17 protein-coding genes are annotated in these 21,174 nt (G+C 72.1%); 9 read left to right on the top strand and 8 right to left on the bottom strand.

What is annotated here, in order from left to right; translation table 11 throughout:
• Positions 1–148 precede the first annotated feature (148 nt).
• Together ABT041_RS36750 and ABT041_RS36745 are read right to left on the bottom strand one after the other, a co-directional pair.
• Positions 149–1,972, bottom strand: coding sequence for a glycoside hydrolase family 3 protein (locus tag ABT041_RS36750; protein WP_351192896.1), 1,824 nt, complete (start codon positions 1,970–1,972; stop codon positions 149–151).
• Between the two features lie 109 nt (positions 1,973–2,081).
• Positions 2,082–2,993, bottom strand: a complete 912-nt coding sequence (locus ABT041_RS36745) for a LysR family transcriptional regulator (protein WP_351192894.1) — start codon at positions 2,991–2,993, stop codon at positions 2,082–2,084.
• Positions 2,994–3,094: 101 nt separating this feature from the next.
• Between ABT041_RS36745 and ABT041_RS36740 the strand changes: the two genes are divergently transcribed.
• Both ABT041_RS36740 and ABT041_RS36735 read left to right on the top strand, forming a co-directional pair.
• Positions 3,095–4,069: an EamA family transporter gene (locus ABT041_RS36740; protein ID WP_351192891.1), complete on the top strand. Its 975-nt coding sequence runs from the start codon at positions 3,095–3,097 to the stop codon at positions 4,067–4,069.
• Complete coding sequence (locus ABT041_RS36735) at positions 4,066–4,629, top strand: P-loop nucleotide/nucleoside kinase family protein (protein ID WP_351192888.1); 564 nt, start codon at positions 4,066–4,068, stop codon at positions 4,627–4,629. Before ABT041_RS36740 ends, ABT041_RS36735 begins: the two co-directional genes overlap by 4 nt.
• A gap of 1 nt (position 4,630) precedes the next feature.
• Here ABT041_RS36735 and ABT041_RS36730 read toward each other — a convergent pair whose 3' ends face one another.
• Together ABT041_RS36730 and ABT041_RS36725 are read right to left on the bottom strand one after the other, a co-directional pair.
• Positions 4,631–5,197 carry a Uma2 family endonuclease gene (locus tag ABT041_RS36730; protein WP_351192885.1) on the bottom strand — a complete coding sequence of 189 codons (567 nt, stop codon included), beginning with the start codon at positions 5,195–5,197 and terminating at the stop codon, positions 4,631–4,633.
• Positions 5,198–5,238: 41 nt separating this feature from the next.
• Positions 5,239–6,285, bottom strand: coding sequence for a LacI family DNA-binding transcriptional regulator (locus ABT041_RS36725; RefSeq protein WP_351192882.1), 1,047 nt, complete (start codon positions 6,283–6,285; stop codon positions 5,239–5,241).
• A gap of 137 nt (positions 6,286–6,422) precedes the next feature.
• Between ABT041_RS36725 and ABT041_RS36720 the strand changes: the two genes are divergently transcribed.
• The 5 genes from ABT041_RS36720 (at position 6,423) to ABT041_RS36700 (ending at position 13,386) form a co-directional block, all read left to right on the top strand.
• A complete protein-coding gene (locus ABT041_RS36720; RefSeq protein ID WP_351192880.1) occupies positions 6,423–7,574 on the top strand; it encodes a Gfo/Idh/MocA family protein in 1,152 nt (383 codons plus the stop codon).
• A complete protein-coding gene (locus ABT041_RS36715) occupies positions 7,571–8,725 on the top strand; it encodes a dihydrodipicolinate synthase family protein (RefSeq protein WP_351192878.1) in 1,155 nt (384 codons plus the stop codon). The genes ABT041_RS36720 and ABT041_RS36715 overlap by 4 nt, the downstream gene beginning before the upstream one ends.
• A 26-nt stretch (positions 8,726–8,751) precedes the next feature.
• Entirely contained in the window at positions 8,752–9,525 is a 774-nt protein-coding gene (locus tag ABT041_RS36710; RefSeq protein ID WP_351192906.1) for a sugar phosphate isomerase/epimerase family protein, read from the top strand.
• Positions 9,526–9,685: 160 nt separating this feature from the next.
• The gene (gene recD2 / locus ABT041_RS36705) at positions 9,686–11,917 is read left to right on the top strand and encodes an SF1B family DNA helicase RecD2 (RefSeq protein ID WP_351192876.1); all 2,232 of its coding nucleotides are present in this window, start codon (positions 9,686–9,688) and stop codon (positions 11,915–11,917) included.
• 179 nt (positions 11,918–12,096) lie between these two features.
• On the top strand, positions 12,097–13,386 hold the full coding sequence (locus tag ABT041_RS36700; protein ID WP_030685223.1) for a citrate synthase: 1,290 nt from the start codon (positions 12,097–12,099) through the stop codon (positions 13,384–13,386).
• Between the two features lie 366 nt (positions 13,387–13,752).
• Here ABT041_RS36700 and ABT041_RS36695 read toward each other — a convergent pair whose 3' ends face one another.
• Together ABT041_RS36695 and ABT041_RS36690 are read right to left on the bottom strand one after the other, a co-directional pair.
• Complete coding sequence (locus ABT041_RS36695) at positions 13,753–15,966, bottom strand: heavy metal translocating P-type ATPase (RefSeq protein WP_351192874.1); 2,214 nt, start codon at positions 15,964–15,966, stop codon at positions 13,753–13,755.
• Positions 15,967–16,037: 71 nt separating this feature from the next.
• Positions 16,038–16,262, bottom strand: a complete 225-nt coding sequence (locus ABT041_RS36690; protein ID WP_351192872.1) for a heavy-metal-associated domain-containing protein — start codon at positions 16,260–16,262, stop codon at positions 16,038–16,040.
• A 102-nt stretch (positions 16,263–16,364) separates the two neighbouring features.
• Here ABT041_RS36690 and ABT041_RS36685 point away from each other — a divergent pair, with 102 nt between their 5' ends.
• The gene (locus tag ABT041_RS36685) at positions 16,365–17,579 is read left to right on the top strand and encodes a cation:proton antiporter (protein ID WP_351192903.1); all 1,215 of its coding nucleotides are present in this window, start codon (positions 16,365–16,367) and stop codon (positions 17,577–17,579) included.
• 76 nt (positions 17,580–17,655) lie between these two features.
• Here ABT041_RS36685 and ABT041_RS36680 read toward each other — a convergent pair whose 3' ends face one another.
• Positions 17,656–18,306 carry a TetR/AcrR family transcriptional regulator gene (locus tag ABT041_RS36680; protein ID WP_351192870.1) on the bottom strand — a complete coding sequence of 217 codons (651 nt, stop codon included), beginning with the start codon at positions 18,304–18,306 and terminating at the stop codon, positions 17,656–17,658.
• Positions 18,307–18,470: 164 nt separating this feature from the next.
• Here ABT041_RS36680 and ABT041_RS36675 point away from each other — a divergent pair, with 164 nt between their 5' ends.
• Positions 18,471–20,771, top strand: coding sequence for an MMPL family transporter (locus ABT041_RS36675; RefSeq protein ID WP_351192868.1), 2,301 nt, complete (start codon positions 18,471–18,473; stop codon positions 20,769–20,771).
• Between the two features lie 79 nt (positions 20,772–20,850).
• Here the strand turns inward: ABT041_RS36675 and ABT041_RS36670 are convergent, their stop codons facing one another.
• Positions 20,851–21,048, bottom strand: a complete 198-nt coding sequence (locus ABT041_RS36670) for a helix-turn-helix transcriptional regulator (RefSeq protein ID WP_351192866.1) — start codon at positions 21,046–21,048, stop codon at positions 20,851–20,853.
• Positions 21,049–21,174: the final 126 nt, after the last annotated feature.

Below are 21,174 nucleotides of genomic sequence, written 5' to 3'. Positions count from 1 at the left end.
CCGTCCCGTGTGCCCACCCGTCCCTCCCCCTAGGACTTCGTCCTGGGGGGACCCCCATGCGGGACGATTGCCCACACGGCGGCGGGGCACCGCCCAAGCGGGCGCGGGCCCCACACGGGGGGAGCGCGGGCGGAGGTCCCGCCTCGCCTCAGGGCGTGTACGACAAGCCGTACCCCACCGGGTACAGGACCGTCGTCGGGTCGTCCGCCCGTTGGATCGGGACCGGGAGCCGGCCCCGGGGCCGGGCCCGGCCCGCCAGGACCCGGACGGCCGCCCGGAGTTCGACGTCCGTCCAGGAGTACGTGGCGAGAGAGGCCCGAGGACCGCTCAGACGCGCGACGTCGTACGGATTGCGGATCGCGACCGTCACCACGGGCACCCCCGTCGCCACCAGCCGCTCCACGAGCGTCCGCTGAGGGCTGGTCGCCGACACGTTGTAGGTGCCGACGAGCACCACGTCCTTGCCCGCCGCCGCGGCCACCGCCTCCTCGATCTTCGCCGCCGTCGGCGTGATCCCGGTGGACAGCGCGGTCGCGGTGAAGCCCAGCTCCGAGAGCGCCGTCGCGAGCGTCGTGGTCGGCGGCCCCGTCGTACCGGACGGAGAGGCGGGGTCCGCGCCGACCACGAGGACCGAGCCGTGGGACGACGGACTCAGCGGCAGGAAGCCGTCCTCGTTGACCAGCAGCGTCGTCGTCGCCTCGGCGATCCGGTCGGCGTGCGCGAGATGGGACTCGGTGCCGACGACCCGGTCGACGGTCGCCCGCGTCGCGTACGCCCGCCGGAACAGCCCCAGCTTCGCCTTGAGCCGCAGGATCCGCAGGATCGATTCGTCGAGCCGGGCCTCCGTCAGTTCGCCCTCCCTGACGGCCTTCAGGACCGCGTTCCAGGCGACGTCGAGCTTGGGCGGGTTGAGCAGCTGGTCCACGCCGGCCTTGAGCGCGAGGACCGGCACGCGCTCGTCCCCGTACTTGGTGCGTACGCCCTCCATACCGAGGGAGTCCGTGACCACCACCCCGTCGTAACCGAGCTGCTCGCGCAGGATGCCGGTGAGGATCGGCCGGGAGAGCGTCGCCGGGTCCTCGCTGGGGTCGAGCGCGGGGACCACGATGTGCGCGGTCATGATCGAGTCGATGCCGGCGTCGATCGCGGACCGGAACGGCGGCGCGTCGAGCTCGGCCCACTGCTCCCGGGTGTGGGTGATCGTCGGCAGGCCGTAATGGCTGTCGACGGCGGTGTCGCCGTGGCCCGGGAAGTGCTTGGACGTGGCCGCGACCCCGGCCCGCTGGTAGCCCTTGACCTGCGCGGCGACGAGCCCGGCGACGGCCTGCGGGTCCGAGCCGAAGGAGCGGACGCCGATGACCGGGTTGGCGGGGTTGACGTTCACGTCGGCGACCGGGGCGTAGTTCTGCCGGATGCCGAGCGCGGCGAGTTCCTCGCCCGCGATCTGCGCGGCCTTGCGGGCGTCCGCGTGCGAGCCGCCGGCGCCGAGGGCCATCGCCCCGGGCAGCAGGGTGGCGGGCTTGCCGACGCGGCAGACGATGCCGTGCTCCTGGTCGGTGGAGATGAGGACGGGGACGGGGGTGGGCTGGGCGAGCGCGGCCTGCTGGATGCCGTTGGAGAGGGCGGCGATCTGCAGCGGGTCGCGGGTGTTGTGGGCCCAGGAGAAGTAGATGACCCCGCCGACGTGGTAGCGCTCGACCAGCTCGGCGGCGGTGCGGACGCCGATCTCCTTGAGGTTGGCGTCGATGTCGGCCTGGTCGGGGGCGGTGGCGGAGTGGCCGTAGACCCGCATGACGAAGAGCTGGCCGACCTTCTCCTCCAGGGACATCCGGTCGATGATCCGCCGGAGCCCGAGCTCGTCGGCCTCGGCGTGGGCGGCGGGGGCGGTGAGACCGGTGACGGCCGCCGCGGCGGCTGCGGCGGTCACCGTGAGGAGGATGCGTCGGGAGGGGGCGGGGGCGCGGTGGTGCACTGATGCTCCTTCCGGCCGTGCAAGGTTGAAGGAAACTTCCAAGGTGTCACGGATAGCCCGAAAGTAACTGCCAGGTCAAGGATCCGCGCAGGAATCGTTCCCGCCCCCCTCACGTGGCCGAGGCGATCGTGGGCCAGAGCTCCTGGAGCGTACGGACCGTCTCCCGGATCGCCGGGCGCCGCGCCGCGCCGGTCCGCCACATGGCGTGCAACCGGCGCGTCGGCGTCGGGTCGAGCCGTACCGGAACGACCTCCGGCGGCAGGGTCCCGCGGCCCAGGCGCGGGACGAGGGCGATGCCCAGACCGGCCGCCACCAGGGCCACCTGGGTGTGGTTCTCCTCCGCCTGATGGACGATCAGCGGCTCGTACCCCGTCGCCCGCAGCGTCCGTGTCAGCCAGTCGTGGCAGACCGTCCCCGGCGGCTGCGAGATCCACCGCTCCGCCGCCAGCTCCTCCCGGCGCACCGACTCCCGCGCCGCCAGCGGATGCTCCCGGTGGACGAGGATGTCGCACAGGTCGTCGCCGATGACCACCTGCTCGACCCCCGGCGGCGCCGGCAGCGGCGCGATGTCCCAGTCGTGCGCCACCGCCAGGTCGATCACGCCCCGCGCCACCAGGTCGACCGAGAGGTGCGGGTCCACCTCGGAGAGGCGGGCGTCGAGGTCCGGATGGAGCCGGGCCAGCTCGGCGAGCGCCCGGGGCATCAGACCGCGCGCCGCGCTCGCGAAGCAGGCGATCGTGAGCCGCCCGGCGGGCCGGCCGCGCCGCTCTTCGAGCCGCACCTCCGCCTCCTCGACGAGCGCGAGCAACTGCCGTGCGGTGGCTGCGAGTTGGTGGGCGTCGTCGGTGAGCCGGATGCCGCGTCCGCTACGTTCAAGCAGGGTCGTACGGGTCTCCCGCTCCAGCTTGGCGATCTGCTGCGAGACCGCGGACGGGGTGTAGCCGAGGGCGGTGGCGGCGGCGCCGACACTGCCGTGGACGGCGACGGCGTGCAGGGCGCGCAGACGGCCGAGATCCAGCACGGGCACCTCCTGTGAGACTTCCTGGATGTAGTGATGCTTCATCCCACCATGAAGAAACCCGTGCTGGTGCTACACGGTCGACGGCGGCCATGCTCGATCGCATGCGCCCCGCCCACCTCGCCCTCGCCGCCCTGGTCGCCGCCGTCTGGGGAGTCAACTTCGTCGTCATCGAGATCGGCCTCGACCACTTCCCGCCGCTGCTCTTCTCCGCCCTCCGCTTCCTCGTCGCCGCCCTGCCCGCCGTGTTCCTCGTGGGCCGCCCGAAGGTCGCCTGGAAGTGGATCGTGGGCGTCGGGCTCGTCCTCGGCGCCGCCAAGTTCGGCCTGCTCTTCACCGGCATGGACCTCGGCGCCCCGGCCGGACTGTCCTCCCTCGTCCTCCAGGTCCAGGCCGTCTTCACCGCCCTCTTCGCCTTCGCCGCCCTCGGCGAACGCCCCCGGCGCCTCCAGGTGCTCGGGATGGCGGTGGCCCTCGCCGGCATCGGCGTCGCCGCCGTCGACGAGGGCGGCTCGGGCCCGCTCGTCGGCTTCGCCCTGGTGATCGCCGCGGCGGCCTGCTGGGGCGTCTCCAACGTCCTGACCCGCAAGGCCGCCCCGCCCGACGCCCTCAACTTCATGGTCTGGGTCAGTACGGTGCCGGTCCTGCCGCTCCTCGCCCTCTCCCTCCTCCTGGAGGGCCCCGAGCGGGACCTCGCGGCCCTGCGCGGGCTCGACGGGACGGGGATCGCCGTGATCGTGTACGTCGCCTGGATCACGACCGTCTTCGGCTTCGGCGCCTGGGGCTGGCTCCTGCGCCGTCACCCCGCCTCCTCCGTCGCCCCCTTCTCCCTCCTCGTCCCCGTCTTCGGCATGTCCTCGGCGGCCCTGTTCCGGGGGGAGGACGTGAGCCCGCTCCGCTGGTGCGCGGCCGCGCTCCTCGTCGGGGGAGTGGCGCTGACGTCCCTCGCGCCGGGACGGGAGGCGGTACGGGGCGCGGTGCGCGACGCGGGCCAGGGCGCGGGACGTAAAGCCGTGGCGTCCGGCGGGCCCGCGACCGTATCGTTCCCCAGTCGTACCAGCGAGGAAAGGCCCGTATGACCTTCGAGGACATCACCGTCGACAGCACCGAACCCGCCCCCGGCACCGTCCTGTTGGCGGGGATCCCCGGGAGTGGGAAGAGCACCGTCGCGGCGGCCCTCGCGGCCCGCTTCGGCCGCGCCGCGCACATCGAGGTCGACCACCTCCAGGAGCTGATCGTCCAGGGCGGCCACTGGCCGACCCCGGACGGCGACCCGGAGGCGGACCGCCAGATCCTGCTGCGCGCCCGCAACGGGTGCCTGCTCGCGGACAGCTTCGCCGCGGCCGGCTTCCTGCCGGTCCTCGACGACGTGGTCGTGCGCCGCTCCCACCTGGACTTCTACCGCGCCCACGCGAAGGCGGCCCCGCTCCACGTGGTGATCCTCGCCCCGGGCCCGGACAAGGCCTGGGAGCGCAACAACGCCCGTTACAAGAAGCTGACGACGAACTGGGCGTTCCTGGACGAGGCCATGCGCGCGGAACTCTCCGGCGAGGGCGTCTGGATCGACAACGCGGAGCAGACGGTCGAGGAGACCGTCGACGCGGTCCTCGCGGCGACGGGCCTGACGCCGGAGAAGTAGCTCAGCCCTCGGAGCGCGGGAAGCCGTCGGTCTTCACGACGATCTCGCGCCCTTCGAGGGGCAGGACGAGGTCCTCGCCGAAGGGGATCGTCTCCCGCTCCGTGTACACGCCAGTGCGTGCGGGCTTGCTGTGGATGGTGCAGACGTTCTCGGACGGGTCGATGATCACGTAGAGCGGGATCCCGCACTCCGCGTACATCCGGAACTTCTTCTCGAAGCCGTTGTCCCGTGTGCTCTTGGAGACGACTTCGAGTACGGCTTCCAGGGTGTGCCACTCGAAGCGTCCCCGGCTGTTCAATTGGGAGCCCGCAGCGACGATGGCGAGATCGGGGGCATAGCCGTACAGACTGGACGGGAAGTCGATCATGACGTCGGAGAGGATCTCGCCGTGGTCGGCCAGCTGCTGCTCGATCTGAGGTGCGGCCTTGAGGATCACCCTCCACTGATCCCTGCCCTGCGGCGTCATGATGATCTTCCCCTCCGTGATCTCCACGCGGTAGCCGTCGGGGAGGACTGCGTTTTCCAGGGCGTCCCAGGCGCTCTGGGCGTTCATCACTATCGTCGTCATGCGGGCCTCCGTATGTCGTCGATTCCTACGGTAGCGGTCACCTACCCCCGCGGCCGGGCCGTCGACCCCCGTACCACCAGCTCCGCCGGCACCGTCTCCACCCCGCCCGCCGGAGGCTCCTCCGCGCCCGTCGCCAGGCGGCCCGCGCGGACGCCCGCCTCGTGGAGGGGGAGGTGGACCGTCGTGAGGGACGGGACCGCGTCCACCGAGAACGGCAGGTCGTCGAAGCCCGCGACCGACACGTCGCCGGGGATCGAAAGACCCCGCTCCCGCAGGGCCGCGCAGACGCCCAGCGCCACCGTGTCGTTGGCCGCGACGACCGCCGTGAGCCGCGGGTCCCGGGCGAGGAGCTCCGCCGTCGCCTCGTGGCCGGAGGCGCGGTCGTACGGGCCGTGGACCGTCGGCCCCTCCGCCACCCCCGCCGCCGCCAGCGCCTCGCGGTGGCCCTCCAGGCGGTGCCGGGTCGTCGTCCGGTCGGCCGGCCCGGCCACGTAACCGATCCGCCGGTGCCCGAGGCCGAGGAGGTGCTCGGTGAGCCGCCGCCCCCCGGTCCGGTTGTCGAAGGCGAGCGCCGCCGTGCTCGCGTCGCCCGCGACCGGCGGCCGCCCGCACAGCACGACCCGGGTCCCCGCCTCCGCCAGCTTCGTCAGCTTCCCGGCCGTCGCCGCGAGGTGCTCCGGGTCCTCCAGGGAGCCGCCCATGAGGATCACGGCCGCGGCCCGCTGCCGCTGCAGCAGGGTGAGGTAGGTCAGCTCGCGCTCGGGGGAGCCGCCCGTGTTGCAGACGACGGCGAGCTTCTCGCCGCCGCCGCGCCCCGTCGCGCTCTCCCCGATCGCGCTCTGCGCCGCACTCGCCATGATCCCGAAGAAGGGGTCCGCGATGTCGTTGACGAGCACGCCGACCAGGTCGGACGTCGCGGCGGCGAGGGCGCTCGCGGGGCCGTTGAGGACGTAGTCCAGCTCGTCCACGGCCCGCAGCACCCGCTCCCGGGTCGACGCGGCGACCGGGTAGTTGCCGTTCAGGACGCGGGAGACGGTGGCGGGGGAGACCCGTGCGCGGGCGGCCACGTCCGCCAGGGTGACGGTCATCGTGTGCGTACCTCCAGGGCCCTTGTCGGCGGCGATGTCGGCAGGCTAGCGTCATCCGCGATGGAAAGCGCTTTCTATCCCGACGGCTTTCTCCGGACGGACCGAGGGCGCGGAGCACCGGGGACAGGGAGACACTCGTGACACGCAGGACAGTCCGCATCGCCATGAACGGCGTCACCGGGCGCATGGGATACCGCCAGCACCTCGTCCGCTCGATCCTCGCCCTGCGCGAACAGGGCGGCCTCGACCTCGGCAACGGCGAGACGCTGTGGCCCGAGCCCGTCCTCGTCGGCCGCCGCGAGCACGCCCTGCGCGCCCTCGCCGAGCGCCACGGCCTCACCGAGTGGTCGACCGACCTCGACGCCGTCCTCGCCGACGAGACCGTCGACGTCTACTTCGACGCCCAGGTCACCCCGGCCCGCGTCGAGGCGATCACCAAGGCCATCGCCGCCGGCAAGCACGTCTACACCGAGAAGCCCACCGCGGCCGACCTCGCCGGCGCACTGGAACTCGCCCGCCTCGCCCAGGCGAAGGGCATCAAGCACGGCGTCGTCCAGGACAAGCTCTTCCTCCCCGGCCTGCTCAAGCTCAAGCGCCTCGTCGACGGCGGCTTCTTCGGCGAGATCCTGTCCGTACGCGGCGAGTTCGGCTACTGGGTCTTCGAGGGCGACTGGCAGGACGCCCAGCGCCCCAGCTGGAACTACCGCGCGGAGGACGGCGGCGGCATCGTCGTCGACATGTTCCCGCACTGGGAGTACGTGCTCCACGAGCTCTTCGGCCGGGTCACGAGCGTCACCGCCCAGGTCGCCACCCACGTCCCGCAGCGCTGGGACGAGCAGGGCAAGCCGTACGCCGCCACCGCCGACGACGCCGCGTACGGCATCTTCCAGCTGGAGGGCGGGGCCATCGCCCAGATCAACTCCTCCTGGACGGTCCGCGTCCACCGCGACGAGCTCGTCGAGTTCCAGGTCGACGGCACCCACGGCTCCGCCGTCGCCGGACTCCGCGGCTGCCGCGTCCAGCACCGCTCGGCCACCCCGAAGCCCGTCTGGAACCCCGACATCCCCGCCACCGAGTCCTTCCGCGCACAGTGGCAGGAGGTCCCCGACAACGCCGAGTTCGACAACGGCTTCAAGGCCCAGTGGGAGCTGTTCCTCCGGCACATCGCGCTCGACGAGCCGTACCACTGGGACCTCCTCGCCGGCGCCCGCGGCGTCCAGCTCGCCGAACTCGGCCTGCGCTCGGCCGCCGAGGGCCGCCGCCTCGACGTCCCGGAAGTGACCCTGTGACCCTCCGCCTGCCGCTCCCGGACGGCTCCACGCGCGCGTACGAGCCCCGCACCGAACCCCTCGCGCTCCCCGCGGCCGGCCCGCCGACCTCCCGTACGGTCTTCTCCGCCGCGCACGTCGTCGCCGACCCGTACGCCGACACCACCCCCGACTTGCCCGCCGCCGTCGACTGGGACGCCACCCTCGCCTTCCGCCGCCACCTCTGGTCCCACGGCCTCGGGGTCGCCGAGGCCATGGACACCGCGCAGCGCGGGATGGGCCTGGACTGGGCGGGCGCGGCCGAACTGATCCGCCGGAGCGCCGCGGAGGCGCGCGGCACGGGCGGCCGCATCGCCTGCGGCGTGGGCACGGACCAGCTGACCGGCCCGGCGACGCTCGCGGAGATCCGTACCGCCTACGAGGAACAGCTGACGGTCGTCGAGGAGTCGGGCGCGCAGGCCATCCTCATGGCCTCCCGCGCCCTCGCCGCCGCCGCGCGGGGCCCCGAGGACTACCTCGACCTCTACGGCCACCTGCTCCGGCAGGCGAGCGAACCGGTCATCCTGCACTGGCTGGGCCCCATGTTCGACCCGGCGCTCGACGGGTACTGGGGCTCGCCCGACCTCGACGCGGCGACCCAGACCTTCCTCGACGTGATCAAGGCCCACCCCGACAAGGTCGACGGCATCAAGATCTCGCTCCTCGACGCCCGGCGCGAGGTCGAGCTGCGCCGCCGCCTTCCGGAGGGCGTCCGCTGCTACACGGGCGACGACTTCCACTACCCGGAGCTGATCGCGGGCGACGAACAGGGCTTCAGCCACGCCCTCCTCGGCATCTTCGACCCGCTGGGCCCGCTGGCGGCGGAGGCGGTGAGGATCCTGGACACGGGCGACGTCGACGGCTTCCGCAAGGCGCTCGACCCCACGGTCGCCCTCTCCCGCCACCTCTTCCAGCCGCCCACCCGCTTCTACAAGACGGGCGTGGTGTTCCTGGCCTGGCTGGCGGGCCACCAGGACCACTTCACGATGGTCGGCGGCCTGCAGTCCGCGCGCTCGCTGCCGCACCTGTCCCGTGCGTACGAACTGGCCGACGGCCTGGGCCTGTTCCCGGACCCGTCCCGCGCGGAGTCCCGGATGCGCGCCCTCCTCACGGTGTACGGAGTGCCTCAGTGAACCAGGACCGCTTCAGCATCAACCAGATGACGGTGAAGCAGCTGCCCCTGCCCGAACTGGTGCAGCACTGCCTCCGTCTGGGCATCCCGGGCATCGGGCTGTGGCGCGAACCCGTGCAGGAGTACGGGGTGGAGGCGGCGGCCGACCTGGTGCGGGACGCGGGCCTGGCCGTCACCACCCTCTGCCGGGGCGGCTTCTTCACCACCGACGGCTGGGAGGCGGAGAACCGCGCGGCGATCGACGAGGCGGTGACGCTCGGCACGGACACCCTCGTCCTGGTCTCCGGCGGCCTGACCCCGTCCTGCCCCGACCTCCCGTCGGCGAGGGCCCGCATCACGGAGGCGATCGCCGAACTGGCCCCGTACGCCGGCGACCGCGGAATCCGCCTCGCGATCGAGCCGCTCCACCCGATGTACGCCTCCGACCGGTGCGCGGTCTCCACCCTGGACCAGGCCCTGGAGATCGCGGAGCGCTTCCCCGCCTCACAGGTGGGCGTCACCGTCGACACGTACCACCTGTGGTGGGACGACCGGGCCCCGGCGGCGGTGGAACGCGCGGGCGCGGCGGGCCGCATCCACTCCTTCCAGCTCGCCGACTGGACGACCCCCCTCCCGGCGGGCGTCCTGAACGGCCGGGGCCAGCTGGGCACGGGCGCGATCGACCTCGCGGCCTGGGCGGCCCTGCTGGAGAAGGCCGGCTACACGGGCCCGGTGGAGGTGGAACTCTTCAACGACACCTTGTGGACGAGGGACGGAGTGGAGGTCCTGGAGGAGACCCTGGAGGCGTTCAGGGCGGTGTGACCACGAGCGGCGGGGCGCGGGGCGGGGTGGTGCGGTCACCCGTTCCGGTGCCGTACGTCCTGCTGCTCGACCTCCTTGAGGACACGGGCGACCGCGGTGATTTATGACCTCTTCCACAGGGCCCCGGCGTGATGTCCGAGCCCTTCGCTACGGTCGGTGCATGTCCAACGAGGGTCAGCCGTACCGCCCAGCCGTCGTCGAGGGCGTCCTGGAGAGGATCACGTACGCCAACGAGGAGAGCGGGTACACGGTCGCCCGGGTCGACACCGGCCGCGGGGCCGGGGATCTGCTCACGGTCGTCGGGGCGCTGCTCGGGGCGCAGCCGGGGGAGTCGCTGCGGATGGAGGGGCGCTGGGGGTCGCATCCGCAGTACGGCAAGCAGTTCACCGTGGACAACTACACGACCGTGCTGCCCGCCACCATCCAGGGCATCCGGCGCTATCTCGGCTCCGGGCTCGTCAAGGGCATCGGGCCCGTCTTCGCCGACCGGATCACGCAGCACTTCGGGCTCGAGACGCTCGACATCCTCGAAGAGGCCCCGGCCCGGCTGATCGAGGTGCCCGGGCTCGGGCCCAAGCGGACCAAGAACATCACCGCCGCCTGGGAGGAGCAGAAGGCGATCAAGGAGGTGATGGTCTTCCTGCAGGGGGTGGGGGTGTCCACCTCCATCGCCGTGCGGATCTACAAGAAGTACGGGGACGCCTCCATCTCCGTCGTGCGCAATCAGCCGTACCGACTCGCCGCCGACGTCTGGGGCATCGGCTTCCTCACCGCCGACAAGATCGCCCAGTCCGTCGGCATCCCGCACGACAGCCCCGACCGGGTGAAGGCCGGTCTGCAGTACGCGCTGTCGCAGTCCAGCGACCAGGGGCACTGCTTCCTGCCCGAGGAGCGGCTCATCTCCGACGCCGTGAAGCTCCTCCAGGTCGACACCGGGCTCGTCATCGAGTGTCTCGGCGAGCTCGCCCTCGATCCCGAGGGGGTCGTACGGGAGACCGTGCCCGGGCCCGAGGGCGTGCCCGTCACCGCCGTCTACCTGATCCCCTTCCACCGGGCCGAGCTCTCCCTCGCCGGGCAGCTGCGGCGGCTCCTGCGGACCGAGGAGGACCGGATGCCGGCCTTCCGGGACGTGGCCTGGGACAAGGCGCTGGCCTGGCTCGCGGACCGTACGGGGGCCTCGCTCGCGCCCGAGCAGGAGGAGGCCGTGCGGCTCGCCCTCACCCGGAAGGTCGCCGTGCTCACCGGCGGCCCGGGCTGCGGCAAGTCCTTCACGGTCCGCTCGATCGTGGAGCTGGCCCGCGCCAAGAAGGCCAAGGTCGTGCTCGCCGCCCCCACCGGCCGGGCCGCGAAGCGGCTCGCCGAGCTGACGGGCGCCGAGGCCTCCACCGTCCACCGGCTCCTGGAGCTGAAGCCGGGCGGGGACGCGGCCTACGACCGGGACCGGCCGCTCGACGCCGACCTGATCGTCGTCGACGAGGCCTCCATGCTCGACCTGCTCCTGGCGAACAAGCTGGTCAAGGCCGTGGCACCGGGTGCCCATCTGCTGCTCGTGGGGGACGTCGACCAGCTGCCGTCGGTGGGCGCGGGGGAGGTCCTCGGCGATCTGCTCGCCCCCGGCAGCCCCGTGCCGGCCGTGCGGCTGACCCGGATCTTCCGGCAGGCCCAGCAGTCCGGGGTGGTCACCAACGCGCACCGGATCAACGCCGGCGCCCCGCCCCTGACGCAGGGCCTCCCGGACTTCTTCCTCTTCGTCGAGGAGGAGACGGAGGACGCCGCCCGGGTCGCCGTGGACGTCGCGGCCCGGCGGATTCCGGCCAAGTTCGGCCTCGACCCGCGCCGGGACGTCCAGGTCCTCGCCCCCATGCACCGCGGCCCGGCCGGTGCGGGCTCGCTCAACGGCCTGCTCCAGCAGGTGATCACCCCGGCCCGCCCCGACCTGCCGGAGAAGCGGTTCGGCGGCCGGGTCTTCCGGGTCGGTGACAAGGTGACCCAGATTCGGAACAACTATGAGAAGGGGGCCAACGGGGTCTTCAACGGTACGGTCGGCGTCGTCACGGCGCTGGACACCGTCGAGCAGCGGCTGACCGTGCGGACGGACGAGGACGAGGAGGTGCCGTACGACTTCGACGAGCTGGACGAACTCGCCCACGCGTACGCGGTCACCATCCACCGCTCGCAGGGCAGCGAGTATCCGGCGGTGGTGATCCCGGTCACCATGAGCGCCTGGATGATGCTCCAGCGGAACCTGCTCTACACGGCCGTGACCCGGGCCCGGAAGCTGGTCGTCCTGGTCGGCTCCCGCCGGGCGATCGCCCAGGCGGTCCGTACGGTCTCGGCGGGCAGGCGCTTTACCGCACTCGCCCATCGGCTCACAGGGGAGTCCCTCGTGTGAAAGATCACGGAGGACTACCGGAACCGGGGCGAAGGGGGCAGGATATGAAGGTTGGCGGCACTGAGTGCCGCCGAATGGCCCAATGAGCGACCCCGAGTGCACTCTCCTGAGCCAAATGGGGGATGGTAGAGACAGTCAGGGCACCTCGAAGAAGAGGCACTACGTCGGTGAGGGATGACGTGAGCGACAACTCTGTAGTACTGCGGTACGCGGACGGTGAATACACCTACCCGGTGGTCGAGAGCACCGTCGGCGACAAGGGCTTCGACATCGGCAAACTCCGAGCCCAGACCGGTCTGGTCACCCTGGACAGCGGATACGGCAACACCGCCGCCTATAAATCCGCCATCACCTACCTCGATGGTGAGCAGGGCATTCTGCGGTACCGCGGCTACCCCATCGAGCAGCTGGCCGAGCGCTCCACCTTCCTTGAGGTGGCGTACCTGCTGATCAACGGTGAGCTGCCCAAGGTCGACGAGCTGTCGACCTTCAAGAACGAGATCACGCAGCACACGCTGGTCCACGAGGACGTCAAGAACTTCTTCCGCGGCTTCCCGCGGGACGCGCACCCGATGGCGATGCTGTCCTCGGTGGTCTCCGCGCTGTCCACCTTCTACCAGGACAGCCACAACCCGTTCGACGAGCAGCAGCGTCACCTGTCCACGATCCGGCTGCTCGCGAAGCTGCCGACGATCGCGGCGTACGCGTACAAGAAGTCGATCGGCCACCCGTTCGTCTACCCGCGCAACGACCTCGGGTACGTCGAGAACTTCCTGCGCATGACCTTCTCGGTCCCGGCGCAGGAGTACGACCTGGACCCGGTCGTCGTCTCCGCGCTCGACAAGCTGCTGATCCTGCACGCGGACCACGAGCAGAACTGCTCGACCTCCACCGTGCGTCTGGTCGGCTCCTCGCAGGCGAACATGTTCGCCTCGATCTCCGCCGGCATCTCGGCCCTGTGGGGCCCCCTGCACGGTGGCGCCAACCAGTCGGTCCTGGAGATGCTGGAGGGCATCCAGGCCAACGGCGGCGATGTCGACTCCTTCATCCGCAAGGTGAAGAACAAGGAGGACGGCGTCCGCCTGATGGGCTTCGGCCACCGGGTGTACAAGTCCTTCGACCCGCGCGCCAAGATCATCAAGGCGGCGGCGCACGATGTCCTCTCGGCCCTCGGCAAGTCCGACGAGCTGCTCGACATCGCGCTCAAGCTGGAGGAGCACGCGCTCTCCGACGAGTACTTCGTCTCGCGCAACCTCTACCCGAACGTGGACTTCTACACGGGCCTGATCTACCGCGCCATGGGCTTCCCGACCGAGATGTTCACGGTCCTCTTCGCCCTCGGCCGCCTCCCGGGCTGGATCGCCCAGTGGCACGAGATGATCAAGGAGCCGGGTTCCCGCATCGGCCGTCCGCGCCAGATCTACACGGGCGAGGTCCTCCGCGACTTCGTCCCGGTCGAGGCCCGCTGACCGTCAGCTGACGCGCGCGAACCGAGCCCTGAAGAAGAGGCGAAAAGCGCCCCGCCCACCGATCCCCCCACGGGTCGGCGAGCGGGGCGCTTCCCATATCCCGGTGCGGATTCCCCCCACGGGATCCGGGCCGGGCGTCTGACGCGCGGTCTGCCGGGGGCACGTACGGGAGGGCCGCTCAAAGCTCCCCGGTGCACGTGCCCCGGCCGCGCTTGCCTGGGACGTCCCCCAAGACATCCCATGAACGTCCCCCAAGACGTTCTTGGCATCGCCCACTTAGACTCGCGAACAGCCCAGATGGTTACCCCCCAATATCTGTGATCTAGATCTCCTTGTGAAGGTCCTGTGCGTCACACGTGGGTGAATTCACGTGAACCGCCGCAGACGAAGGCTGTTGGATACGACGAAGACGGACGAAAAGGCCATGGCCAGGCCCGCGATCATCGGGTTCAGGAGTCCGGCCGCCGCGAGGGGCAGGGCGGCGAGGTTGTAGCCGAAGGCCCAGCCGAGGTTTCCGCGGATCGTCGCCAGGGTCCGCCGGGCCAGCCGGATGGCGTCCGCGGCGACCCGCAGGTCGCCCCGGACGAGGGTCAGGTCGCTCGCCTCGATGGCCGCGTCGGTGCCCGTCCCCATGGCGAGCCCGAGGTCGGCCCCGGCGAGCGCGGCGGCGTCGTTCACCCCGTCGCCGACCATCGCGACCGTACGGCCCTCGGCCCGCAGCCGCCGGATCACCTCGGCCTTCTCCTCGGGCAGCACCTCGGCGATGACCTCGTCGATGCCGACCTCGGCCGCCACGGCCTCCGCGACCGCCCGGTGGTCGCCGGTGAGCAGCACGGGCCGCAGTCCCAGGGCGCGCAGCCGGGCGATCGCCTCGGCGCTGGTGTCCTTGACGGCGTCGGCGACGGTGAGGGTGCCCCGGGCGACCCCGTCCCAGGCGACGTGGACGGCGCCGGGCTCCGTCGTGGCGGGTGCCTCCACGCCCTCGGCCTCGAGCAGGGCGGCGCGGCCGACGAGGACGAGCCGGCCGTCGACGGAGCCGCGGACGCCGAGCCCGGGGACGTTCTCGAAGGTCTTCGGGGTGGGGAGCTCCCCGCAGCGCTCGGCGGCGCCGGCGGCGATCGCGCGGGCGACCGGGTGCTCGGAGGAGTGCTCCAGGGCGCCCGCGAGCCGCAGCAGCTCGGTCTCGTCGGCGGAGTCGGTGCCGTACCGCCCGCCGTGGACGTGGACGCCGGTCAGCCGCATGCGGCCGGTGGTGACCGTCCCGGTCTTGTCGAGGACGACCGTGTCGACGCGGCGGGTGGACTCCAGGACCTCGGGGCCCTTGATGAGGATGCCGAGCTGGGCGCCGCGGCCGGTGCCGACCATGAGGGCGGTCGGGGTGGCGAGCCCGAGGGCGCAGGGGCAGGCGATGATCAGGACGGCGACGGCGGCGGTGAAGGAGGCGGTGACGTCGTCCGTCGCGAGGAGCCAGGTGACGAGGGTGCCGAGCGCGATGAGGAGCACCACGGGGACGAAGACGGCGGAGATCCGGTCGGCGAGCCGCTGGACCTCGGCCTTGCCGCTCTGGGCGTCCTCGACGAGCTGTGCGATGCGGGCCAGCTGGGTGTCGGCGCCGACGCGGGTGGCTTCGACGACGAGCCGGCCGGAGACGTTGACGCAGCCGCCGGTGACGGCGGAGCCGGGGGTGACGTCCAGGGGCAGCGACTCGCCGGTGAGCAGGGAGGCGTCGACGGCGGAGGCGCCCTCGGTGACGGTGCCGTCGGTGGCGATCTTCTCCCCGGGGCGTACGACGAAGAGGTCGCCGGTCTTCAGGTCGCCGACCGGGATCCGCACCTCTCTGCCCTCCCTGAGCACGGCCACGTCCTTGGCGCCGAGCTCCATCAGGGCCCGCAGCGCGGCGCCCGCCTTCCGCTTGGCGCGGGCCTCCAGGTAGCGGCCGAGGAGGATGAAGGTGACGACGCCGGCGGCGACCTCCAGGTAGATCGAGGAGGAGGCGTGGGCGCGGTCGGCGGTGAGGTCGAAGCCGTGGCGCATGCCGGGCATGCCGGCGTCGCCGAGGAAGAGGGCCCAGAGGGACCAGCCGTAGGCGGCGAGGGTGCCGACCGAGACGAGGGTGTCCATGGTGGCGGCGCCGTGCCGGAGGTTGGTCCAGGCGGCCCGGTGGAAGGGCAGCCCGCCCCAGACGACGACGGGGGAGGCGAGGGTGAGCGAGAGCCACTGCCAGTTGTCGAACTGGAGCGAGGGGACCATCGCGAGCAGCACCACGGGCGCGGAGAGGAGCGCGGAGACGGTGAGCCGCCGGCGGAGCGAGGCGAGCTCGGGGTCCTCGGCGGGCTCCTCGTCCTCCTCGTCGGGCTCGGGCGGCAGGGGTTCCTCGGCGGTGTAGCCGGTCTTCACGACGGTGGCGATCAGCGCGTCGACGGCGACGTCGGGCGCGTGTTCGACGTGCGCCTTCTCGGTGGCGTAGTTGACCGTGGCGGTGACGCCGTCCATCCGGTTGAGCTTCTTCTCGATGCGGGCGGCGCAGGAGGCGCAGGTCATCCCGCCGATCGTCAGCTCGGTGACGGTGGTGCTTGGCATGTGCGGTTCCAAAGGGGAGCAGGGCCGTACCGGTAAACGGTACGGCCCTGCGACGTCTGTTCGGGGAGGGGTCAGACCAGCTCGTAGCCGGCCTCGTCCACGGCGGCGGCGACGGCCGCGCGGTCGAGGGGGGCGTCGGAGACGACGGTGACCTCGCCGGTCTTGGCGACGGCCGTGACCGAGGAGACGCCGGCGATCTCGGAGATCTCGCTGGAGACCGCGCCCTCGCAGTGGCCGCAGGTCATGCCCTTGACCTGGTAGACGGTGGTCAGTTCGGTCTTCGTCTCTGCGGACATGGCGCTCTCCTCCTGGGGTTTCAGGGTCTTACGATACAGAGGCTATACCCCTGGGGGGTATTAAATCCAGTAGGTGCTCGGCGTTTGTGATAAATACCCGATATATCGCATTCGGGGAGCACGCTCATCCTGATCATGGCGATCGCCGTCCTGGCGCCGCTGCTCGCCTACGCGGTGGGGCGCAAGCTCCCGGTCCCGCTCGTCATCTTCGAGATCCTGCTCGGCATCCTCATCGGCCCCGACGTCCTGGACTGGGCCCGGCCCGACGCGCTGATCGACGGCCTCTCGCAGCTCGGCCTCACCATGCTGATCTTCCTCGCCGGGTACGAGATCGAGTTCGGCAAGGTCCGCGGCGACACCCTCAAGCGCTCCGTCTGGGCCTGGGTGATCGCCCTCGGCCTGGGGCTCGGCACCGGCATCCTGCTCGGCGGCGGCTACACCAAGGGCGTGTTCATCGGTGTCGCCCTGACCAGCACCGCCCTCGGCACGGTCCTGCCGGTGCTGCGGGACGCCGGAGACCTCCACGGGCGGTTCGGCTCGGTGGTCATGGCCTTCGGCGCGGTCGGCGAGTTCGGCCCGATCATCGCGATGGCGCTGCTGCTCAGCGGGCGCGGCGCCGCCGAGTCCACCGCCCTCCTCGCCGTCTTCGCCGCGCTCACCGCCGGGGCCGTCCTCTGGGCGCTGCGGCCGCGCCCACCGTGGTTCTCGACGGTCATCGCCAAGACGCTGCACAGCAGCGGCCAGTTCGCGGTCCGCTTCGTCTTCCTGCTGCTCGCCGTGATGCTCGGGGCCTCGACGGCGCTCGGGCTCGACGTGCTGCTCGGCGCCTTCGCGGCCGGGCTCATCACCCGGCTCGTCCTCACCGGGGCCGCGCCCGACTCCGGGCCGCAGATCCTGGAGAAGGTCGAGGGCGTCGGCTTCGGCTTCCTCGTCCCGGTCTTCTTCGTCGTCACCGGTATCGAGTTCGACCTCGACTCGCTCCTCGACGGGGGCAGGACCCTGCTTCTGCTGCCGGTCTTCCTGCTGCTCTTCCTGGTCGTGCGGGGCGGGCCGATCTGGTTCCTCGCCCCGGGCGACCTGGACCGCCAGGACCGGGGCGGGCTCGTCCTGTACGGCTCCACGGCGCTGCCGCTCGTCGTCGCGATCACCACGATCGGCGTGGACGACAAGGAGATGACGGCCGGCGAGGCGGCGGCGCTCGTGGGGGCCGGGATGCTCTCGGTCCTGGTCTTCCCGCTGCTCGCGCTGAAACTGCGGGCCCGGAAGGGGGAGCCGGCGCCGTCGCCGGAGACGGTCAGCGGATCGGAGGCGTGGTGACCCGGTGGGCGAGGGGGTGCAGGCATCGTGGCCGGCCCCGGGGCAGGGGGCGCAGGTGTCGTGACCGGCCCCGGGGTCAGCGGGGCAGGGGCGTGGGCTCCGCGGTGACGAGCGGGGAGAGGTAGCGGAGGAGGACGGTCTTCAGTTCGGCGATCGTCGCGTCCCGCTCGGCGCCCTCGGGGGCGGCCAGGACGAGCCCCAGACCGCCCTTGAAGATCGCGAAGGTCATGTCGGCGATCCGGGCGCGCTCCTCGGGGGAGAGCTCGGGCGCGAAGTGCGCGATCACGTCCCGTACCGAGGTCAGCAGATTGGCGTGCAGGGCGTCGTGCTCCTCGGCGATCCGGCCGGGGATCTCGGAGCCGTGCATCAGTGCGAGGAAGACCGGGTGCTCGCAGTTGAACGCGATCAGCGGGTCGACGACGACGTCCAGGAGCTCGGGCAGCGGCAGGGCGAGGTTCGCCTGGCTGAAGGCCTGGCCGTGGGCCTCCCGCATCTCGCTCAGGAGGCGCTCCCCGAGCTCGATCGCGATGGCCTCCTTGTTCGGGAAGTACTGGTAGAGCGTGCCCGGGGAGACGCTCGCCTCCCGGGCGATCGCGTTGGTGCTGGTCGCCGTGTATCCGTGCGCGCAGAAGACGTTCGCGGCGGCCTGGAGCAGCTGGGCGATGCGGCGCTCGCCGCGGGCCTGACGACGGCGCGGCTTCGGTTCTTCGGACACGTCTTCGGACATGGCTGTCCCCAGGCCTCCTCAACACGTTTGACAAACGCGAGAGGTCGCTCGCATTCTTGGGGAATGCGAGTGATCACTCGTGTTTGCCAGTCTATGGCAATGGGCGGCCCCCGCGACCTGCCGGGAAGCGCGTGCGGGGGCCACGGTGAAGGGGACACCGCGTCATGTCCGAAGTCAAGAAAGCACCTCCCGCGGGCGGGAGCGGCGGGGGATGGACGCGGTTCGTGACCGCCAGGCCGCGCCTCACGCTCCTGGTGGCCCTCGTGCTCACGGCCCTCGCCGTCCTCGCGGGCGGCGGTGTCGCCGACCGCATGGGCAGCGGCGGCTGGGAGGACCCGTCCGCCGAGTCCACGTACGCCACCGAGGCCCTGGAGCGACAGTTCCCGGGCTCCCAGCCGAACGTGCTGCTGCTCGTCGACGCCGGAGGCGCTGCAGGCGCGGCAGCCGGGGGAGGCGCTGCAGGCGCCGGAGGCACCGGTGCCGCCAAGGGCGCGGGGGGAGCCGCCCTCGTCGACGCCCCCGCCGTCGCCGCCGAGGCCCGGCGGCTCGCCGAGCGGCTCGACGCCGAGCCGGGCGTCGACGGCGTCGGCTCCTACTGGTCCACCGGCTCGCCCGCCCTCCGCTCCGAGGACGGCCGCCGGGCCGTGATCGCCGCCCGGATCGCCGGCGAGGAGAAGGACGCCGCCGCCGTCCTCGACCGGATCGCCCCCACGTACCGGGGCACCCACGGCCCCGTCGAGGTCTCCCTGGGCGGCGGGCTCGCCGTCCGGCACGAGATGCAGACGGTCATCCAGGAGGACCTGCTGCGGGCCGAGCTCATCGCCCTGCCGCTCACCCTCGTGCTGCTCGTCATGGTCTTCGGCAGCGCCGTCGCCGCCCTGCTGCCGCTCGGCGTCGGCATCGTCGCCATCCTCGGCACCAACGCCGTCCTGCGCGGCATCACCGAGTTCACCGACGTCTCCGTCTTCGCGCAGAACCTGACGACCGCGCTCGGGCTCGGACTCGCCATCGACTACGCCCTGTTCGTCGTCCGCCGCTACCGCGAGGAGCTGGCGGCCGGCGCCGACACGTACACCGCCGTCCGTACGACGCTGCGCACGGCCGGGCGGACCGTGCTCTTCTCCGCCCTGACCGTCGCCGTCTCGCTCGCCGCGATGCTGGTCTTCCCGCAGTACTTCCTGCGCTCCTTCGCGTACGCCGGGATCGCCGTCGTCCTGCTCGCCGCCACCGCCGCGCTGACCCTGCTCCCGGCGGCCCTCGTGCTGCTCGGCGACCGGGTCAACGCCCTGGACCTCCGGCGCCTCCTCCGGCGCGGCCGGGCGCCGAAGGAGGCCGGCGACGGGGCCGGCTGGGGGCGGGCCGCCGCCCTCGTGATGCGACGGGCGCCCGTCTTCGCCGTCGTCACCACCGCCGGGCTCGTCCTCCTCGGACTGCCCTTCCTCGGCGTGAAGTTCGGCACCGCCGACGACCGCCAGCTCCCCGCCACCGCCTCCTCCCGGGTCGTCCAGGACCAGCTGCGGGACGGCTTCCCGGGGAACCCGGGCGGCGGCATCACCGTCCTCGCCGAGGGCACGGCCACCCCCGCGCAGTACGCCGACTACCGCGAGCGGATCGCCGCCCTGGACGGCGTCGGACGGGCCGAGGGACCCGTCACCACCGGCGGCGGCGCCGCCTACTTCACCGTGGTGCCCGAGGGCGAGACCGTCGGTGCCGGCGCCCAGCGGGTCGTCGGGGAACTGCGCGCGGCCGAGGCCCCGTTCACGACCTCCGTCACCGGACCGGCCGCCGTCCTCGTCGACTCCAAGGACGCCATCGCCGAGCGGCTGCCCTGGGCGGCCGGGATCATCGTCCTCGTCACCCTGCTCCTCGTCTTCCTGCTCACCGGCAGCCTCGTCGTCCCGGTCCAGGCCGTCCTCCTCAACGCCCTCAGCCTCACGGCCATGTTCGGCGCCGTCGTCTGGGTCTTCCAGGAAGGGCACCTCGCCGGACTCCTCGGCTTCACGCCCACCGGCGACATCGAGACCACCCTGCCCGTGCTCATGTTCTGCGTGGCCTTCGGACTCTCCATGGACTACGGGGTGTTCCTGCTCTCCCGCATCAAGGAGGAGTACGACGCCACCGGCGACCACGAGCACTCCGTCCGCTTCGGACTGCGCCACACCGGCGGACTGATCACCGCCGCCGCCGTGATCCTCGCCGTCGTCATGGTCGCCATCGGCACCTCCCGCGTCACCAACACCAAGATGCTCGGACTCGGCGTCGCGCTCGCCGTCCTCATGGACGCGATGGTGGTCCGCAGCCTCCTCGTCCCCTCCGTGATGAAGCTGACCGGTCGCCTCACCTGGTGGGCCCCGGGCCCGCTGCGCCGCTTCCACGACCGCTTCGGCATCAGCGAGACGGACACCCCGACCGGTGCCGGCGCCGAGGCCGACACGGGCGAGAGGACGTACAGCGCCGTCCGCTGACCCGGCCCGGTGCGGAAGACGCCGGGCTCCGGAGGGGGATCCGGAGCCCGGCGTCGCCGGCGCACACCTCGGGGCGGGGTCAGTCGCGGCGGGCGCGGTTGCCGGGGCGGCTGGCGACCCAGGCGCGGATCGTGTCCGCGTACCAGTAGGGCTTGCCCGACTCCACGTGGTCCGGTGCCGGAAGCAGCCCGTGCTTCCGGTAGGAGCGGACCGTGTCGGGCTGCACCCGGATGTGTGCGGCGATGTCCTTGTACGACCAGAGCCTTCTGTCCGTCATGCCCGGTACCTCCCTGCGCGCCGCGCAGCGGCGGCGGGGGTGCCGTTCGGGGGCGCTGCGGGCGGGCGTTGGCGATCAAGCGATCAATCAGCCTGTGCCCCGTGCAACGGCCCCTCCCGACCGGAG

The sequence above is a fragment of the Streptomyces sp. NPDC002825 genome (assembly GCF_040295385.1).
Taxonomy (GTDB): domain Bacteria; phylum Actinomycetota; class Actinomycetes; order Streptomycetales; family Streptomycetaceae; genus Streptomyces.
Note: the sequence above shows the minus strand (reverse complement) of the source record. Positions and strands in the feature narration are given on the sequence as shown.